Source organism: Paraburkholderia sp. UYCP14C (assembly GCF_004197395.1).
GTDB lineage: Bacteria > Pseudomonadota > Gammaproteobacteria > Burkholderiales > Burkholderiaceae > Paraburkholderia.
The window spans coordinates 1-608 of record NZ_SELS01000324.1; the positions used below are offsets into that span (position 1 = coordinate 1).

Here is a 608-nt window from a genome sequence, read left to right on the forward strand (position 1 = left end):
CCCCGATGGGCAGTTCAAACTCCTCCACTTGCGGGCGGCTAAATTCCCCCAGGCAGGACGAGCGGATTATGCGTCGGATTCCTCAGTGACGGCAAGCCTGGCAGCAGCTTCCCGGAGTCGATAGCTCTTGCCTTCAAACTCGAGGAGTTTGGAGCGATGCAGCAGACGATCAAGGATCGTCGAGGCCATGGTGCTGTCGCGAAGGTAGCGCCCCCAGTCCTGGACGACACGGTTGGACGTGACGAGGATGCTGCGACGTTGCTTGTAGCGTTGATGGACCAGTGTCTGCAGCAATTCGGCCGCGGCATCGGGAATGCGTTTGGCGAGGAACAGATCGTCAAGCACGAGGAGTTCGGGCTCGACCAGGGCCTTGAGCAGCCGGTCCTGATCGGCACGTGTTTCCACGGCATAGCCGGCGAACACGGTGTCGGACTCGACGTATCGCACCTTCATTCCCTGCAGGGTGGCGTTGTAGGCGATAGCCTTGGCGATATGACTTTTGCCGGTGCCGGGTTTGCCGATCAGCAGCGCGTTGTCGCTGTCGGCGACGAACTTCAGCGTGTGTAGCTCGAAGCAGGCCTGCCGGGGGACTTTCGGATTGAAGGACC

At 60.7% G+C, this 608-nt stretch carries 1 protein-coding gene; it reads right to left on the reverse strand.

Annotated features, from left to right (window positions below; translation table 11 throughout):
* Window positions 1-66 precede the first annotated feature (66 nt).
* Window positions 67-608 (reverse strand): ATP-binding protein (locus EVC45_RS45065; protein ID WP_129964414.1); only part of this gene is annotated, 542 nt, incomplete at its 5' end.